Annotated in this window: 6 protein-coding genes; all 6 read right to left on the reverse strand. The window is 27.7% G+C overall.

The genetic code is table 11. The features are described 5' to 3' along the window. Positions 1 to 765: glycosyltransferase family protein (locus tag F3G75_RS09175; protein WP_149717336.1), on the reverse strand; the 765-nt coding region annotated here is incomplete at its 3' end. After that, positions 741 to 1,505 (reverse strand): class I SAM-dependent DNA methyltransferase, encoded by a 765-nt coding sequence (locus tag F3G75_RS09180; protein ID WP_149717337.1) that lies wholly within the window; start codon positions 1,503 to 1,505, stop codon positions 741 to 743. The genes F3G75_RS09175 and F3G75_RS09180, both read right to left, overlap by 25 nt. After that, positions 1,502 to 2,626 carry a DegT/DnrJ/EryC1/StrS family aminotransferase gene (locus tag F3G75_RS09185; protein ID WP_021090405.1) on the reverse strand — a complete coding sequence of 375 codons (1,125 nt, stop codon included), beginning with the start codon at positions 2,624 to 2,626 and terminating at the stop codon, positions 1,502 to 1,504. Before F3G75_RS09185 ends, F3G75_RS09180 begins: the two co-directional genes overlap by 4 nt. Further along, positions 2,623 to 3,051 carry a cupin domain-containing protein gene (locus tag F3G75_RS09190; protein WP_035167068.1) on the reverse strand — a complete coding sequence of 143 codons (429 nt, stop codon included), beginning with the start codon at positions 3,049 to 3,051 and terminating at the stop codon, positions 2,623 to 2,625. The genes F3G75_RS09185 and F3G75_RS09190 overlap by 4 nt, the downstream gene beginning before the upstream one ends. Continuing rightward, the gene (locus F3G75_RS09195; RefSeq protein WP_149717338.1) at positions 3,029 to 3,850 is read right to left on the reverse strand and encodes a hypothetical protein; all 822 of its coding nucleotides are present in this window, start codon (positions 3,848 to 3,850) and stop codon (positions 3,029 to 3,031) included. Before F3G75_RS09195 ends, F3G75_RS09190 begins: the two co-directional genes overlap by 23 nt. A gap of 107 nt (positions 3,851 to 3,957) precedes the next feature. Next, positions 3,958 to 5,146 (reverse strand): capsular polysaccharide export protein, LipB/KpsS family (locus F3G75_RS09200; protein WP_223154460.1); only part of this gene is annotated, 1,189 nt, incomplete at its 5' end.

A 5,146-nucleotide genomic window follows, 5' to 3' on the forward strand; every position in this document is an offset into this window, starting at 1 on the left:
CTTGTATTTAGGAATATGTGGGTATAGCTTATTTACTTTTTTTTGTGTATCACCATATCTATCATGTAAAACAAATACCCAAGAATCTGGAAAATTATTAACATTTGCTAAAACCTTGTCAATACAAGTCCATCTATCAACCGATCCTATAAATATTAATATGTTCTTATCTTTTGGAATATCAAGCTCATCATAAATTAAATACTCTTTTTTATAAGAAAAAAAATCTGATGATGATACTGGTATTGTGAAAATTTTTTTACTACTTATTTTATTTTCTTCAGAAAGAAATCTTGCCCTGATATCATCTTGAGTTATTGCAAAATCTAATTCTTGTGATGCATTTATTTCTATTTTTTTTTCTTTGTAGCCACATTCATCATAAAAAAAAATTTCATACGATATAAGTCCAAATGGAACTTTTATTCTTTTTGCAAATTCGCTTGCCAATAGTAGCCCAAGTTGATCTACACCTATAATCAAATCATACAAATCTCTTGAGAAATATTTTTTTTCAAAAAATTTATAAAAAAATTTAAATAAAAAACGATTCCATAAAATTCTATTAAATATTCTATTGAATATCTTATTGTAAACCTTAACTATATGTTTAAACTCAAGGCTATCATATGCCACCTTTAAATTCGGTAAAAAAATTTCTAAACTATAGTTAGCATTCAATAACTTAATTATTGAATATAAATTTGGATTATTATAAATATTTCCTTCAGGATGAATAATCAAAATTCTTTTCTTACTATCCATGCCACATTCCAACTCTTAAAACTAGGTTTTCTATAGCTCATCCATTCATATTTCTTTAAAATCTTAAGACCAACCGTTTCACAAATAAATTCTAGCTCCGTATCAAAAAAATACCTCATTTTGTGCAATTCTTTTTTTTCTACTACTTTTTTCGATATCTTATCTTCTATAAAAATATCATAGTTCACGTCTACAATATTTCTTTGGGCATAAATAATAGGCTCTGCAAGTCTTGTTATTTTTATATTCTTATCTTCAAGTCTCTTAATTCTAGTTACCGGCAAATCCGTAAGCACGGCTGGTCCATACCAAAAATCAAAAATAAAAATTCCATGTGTATTTAAATGCTTCTTAGCTATCTCAAATACTTTTAATAGTTCACTATTCGTATTTTGATAACTCATAACATGAAACAAGGAAGTAATTACATCAAATTTTTTATCAATATTTAAATTTTGAATACTTGAATGACTAAAATCAAGCCTGTCTTCCTTTCCAATCTTTCTTTTATTTGCAATTTTAAGCATATCTTGGCTTAAGTCTATACCGTGAACTTTATAGCCCTTTTCACATAAAAGTTCAGCATGTTTTCCGGTGCCACAGCCCATATCTAGCAACGTTTTAGCATTTTGATAATTCTTTTTTATTAGAAAATCTATATATTCAACTTCACCAGAATAATTTTTATCTTCATAAAGAAGATCATAGTATTTTGAATATAAATCTCCAAATTGTTTCATTTTAAAACCTCATGCATAATTTTCGAAACTTCTTTTATCTGTTCTTCCGTAATTGCTAGGCCACTTGGAATATAAAATCCTCTTTCATAAAGTTTTTTAGCATTTGGATAGTCTTCATTTTTAAAAAGTCCCATATTTTTAAAAACTGGTTGTTCATGCATGGGATAAAAAAAAGGTCTGGTTCCAACTCCTTTAATAGCAAGTTCTTGCATAATATCTTTTGCTATTTTTTTGCAAACATCTTTAAGTGTAATGGCAAATACCCAATAAATATTTTCTGCAAATGGCTTATTTTTTATAGGTAAATTTATGGTATCTATATCGCCTAGCAGCTCCTGATACATACTGCCTATCCATCTTTTTTTAATTATATGTTCCTTTATCCTTTCCAATTGTGCAACTCCGAGCGCCGCCTGGATATTTGTCATTCTAAGATTGCTCCCAAGTCTTTCGTGAATAAATCTTTTCTTTCCATCTGACGAAAAACAAAGATTTCTTAGGCTTTTACATTTCTCGTACAAATTTTCATCATCTGTTAATACCATGCCACCCTCACCAGTTGTAACATGTTTATTTGGATAAAAACTAAATATGCTTATATCGCCAAAAGACCCACACATTTTATTGTTATATGTCTGTCCATGCATCTCGGCTGCATCTTCTATAATTCTAAGATTATATTTTTTTGCCAAATTTAAAATCGGATCAATATCCACAGGTAGCCCATATATATGAACAACCATTATGGCTTTTGTATTTGGTGTAATTTTTGCCTCAATATCTTCCACTTTCATATTAAAGCTATCATACTCACTATCTACTAATACTGGCTTTGCCCCAACTTTCACAACTGCTTGAGCACAAGATATTATCGTAAAACTAGGCATTATAACTTCATCATTTTTACCAAGGTCGAGCGCTTCTATAGCCATCTCAAGAGCAGCGGTTCCATTTGTTACAGCAACAGCATATTTTCTACCTATATAGCTAGACATATTTTCTTCAAATTTTTTTATAAATGGACCCTCGCTACTTATCCACCCAGTATCTATACACTCATTTAGATATTTTTTTTCATTACCATTTAGTAATGGCTCATTTACTGGTATAAAGTCCATCATTTAATCTCCAATCTTTCTTTTCGCACTGGTTCAAACCTTATTTTATCCATTTCCCCTGCATAAGGACCTTGCTTTACTTCAATAATTTCACTTTCTTCTATCATCTCAAAACCATGTCCACCAAAAGCTAGAAGTACTACGTCTCCTTTGTTGAGTATAGTGCTTTGCAAATAATTTTTATTGTCATCATAAAAATCAACTCTTACTTTACCACTTTTAATATATAAAACCTCTTGAGTATACCGAACTTCTCTAGATACTGCATTATGAACATGTGGAGGAATTACATAATTTTTAGGTCTTTTCATGTATGCGAGCTGCTGAGAAAAATCATCCGGAGTAAAAAATTCTATTCCATCCTTTTCATAGTTTGCTCTTATGATTACTGATAATAATTTTTGATTATATGTTATATTTTGTATCATTTATTCTCCCGATAATTAAATCAATAATTTTATATATATTATCTAAATTATAATTAGTATGTTTTTTTTCCTGTTCTATACGATCCAATAAGTAAATTAGTAATTGCGCATATGGGTTCTCGAAGTTAAAATGGTTAAAATATTCCTTGTATTTAATTAGTATTCTGCCATCAATAACAATTTGTTTAACGACTTCAAGCCAATTATTATTTTTCTTTTCAAAAACAATCAATTCAATAACAAAATATATTTCATCCATCCATATAAACTGAAAACGCTTAAAACAATCCAAATCTATCAAATAATATCTATCCTCATTTTTCAATATATTTCTGATATGAAAATCTCCATGCGAGGGAGCCAAATATTTTTCCATTTCAAATACTTTTGTAAATATTTTTTTTAAAATATTAAATTCATCATCAGTTCTTGAAATTAATTTAATTGACTCTAATATATTATTAAAATAGTTTACATTTACACTTCTTAGCATATTTTTTTCAAAGACTCTTCGCACATATTCATAAGACAATTTAAAGTCTAATTGACATATATTTTGAACTGTATTAGATTCCAAAAATATAAAACCAAATTTTCTTTTAATTTTTAAAGGTAGTAAAATATCATAGATTTCAGCATAGTTGTTTTTTATATACTCTCTATTAAATATTTCTTTTGCTAATGAATTTCTATTAATTTCAATTTTATAAGATTTATGGTTACCCACAATAGTTAAAGCCCCAAAGATATATCTTATAAATATAATTTCTTGATTTTTATTATCAAATAGTAAAAACATACTTTTTGAAATACTTATATTTAAAATTTTATTTATTATTAAATAAAATTTGTATTGTAGAAAGTATAAAACTTTTTTTATTAAAACATGTAATTTTTGTGACATAATCAAATATTAACACTATTTGCCAGTTTTAAATGCGACCATGAGGATACACCAAACTTCATAATATTATTATTTATTACTGAATATGCTTTATCTATATCAACTTTATGGCCATTTGTTCCCCAAACGTTATTTAACACTTCACTTGTTATTATTGGATCATTTTCTAAATTACATAATTCTACAAAAATACCATATACCAATAAGGCATCACTAATTTTTTTTTGGCTTAAACGATCAATATCTAACAATTGATTTAGAATTTGCCCATATTCTATTTTGCTATTTGGCTCTATAGTAAAACCAAATCCGCTATAGAAGGTATCCCCTGATAATATTACTGGGATTCCAAAACAGCTATATTCAATACCTGCAGTTCCTCTTGCAGTAACAATAGCCTTTGCTAAATTTTGCATGGAAGACGTATTAAAATCTTCTGGTGACAAAAATATATTGTCTAGCTTTAAATCAGATATTATCTTCTTTACTATTCCATCTTCTTTATATACATACGATGATGGGTGTGGCTTTACGATCCAATTTATATCTTTGTTTAAACTAGCTTGCTTTATTGTAAAAATAAGCCAATCATAGTAATCGCTAAAAAGCATATTTTCTCCTAAAGATAAAGGAGCATCTGAAAAAACATGAGCCAAGATAAACACAAACGGATTTTTATTATTAATTTTTAATATATGCCTTAACTCAAAATCACTGTATATTTTTTTATTACTATATGCTGCGACCAGATCATGCTGTTTAAACTCTCCGCTAAGCCTAGCATCTAGATTTATTTTAGAATTTTTAATAAATTCTTCTTTATCTTTGAGATTAAGTATTCTAGCTTTAATCATACTCCTTAATGAAGAGTGATAAGAAGGATATTTTATTTTATCATTATTAAGCGAATTAGATAGTAGTAAGACCGCATCTGTTGTTTCGATTACTTGGATGCTTTTTGTATACGCTACTCTAGCCAAGATACCGTACTGGGCATATTGGGTATGAGTGACTATTATAATCTTATAAATATTAGGATCTATTATTTTATTATAAAAATTTATTAAATAGATAGATTCAAAAATTAATTTGAATACTTTTGAATCTTTGTATGTAGACGAATAATCTATACCATAAGATTTTAAGTAAGAGTCTATTATGAAGTCTCCTATTTTTATATTAATATATCTT

Source organism: Campylobacter concisus (assembly GCF_902460705.1).
GTDB lineage: Bacteria > Campylobacterota > Campylobacteria > Campylobacterales > Campylobacteraceae > Campylobacter_A > Campylobacter_A concisus_Z.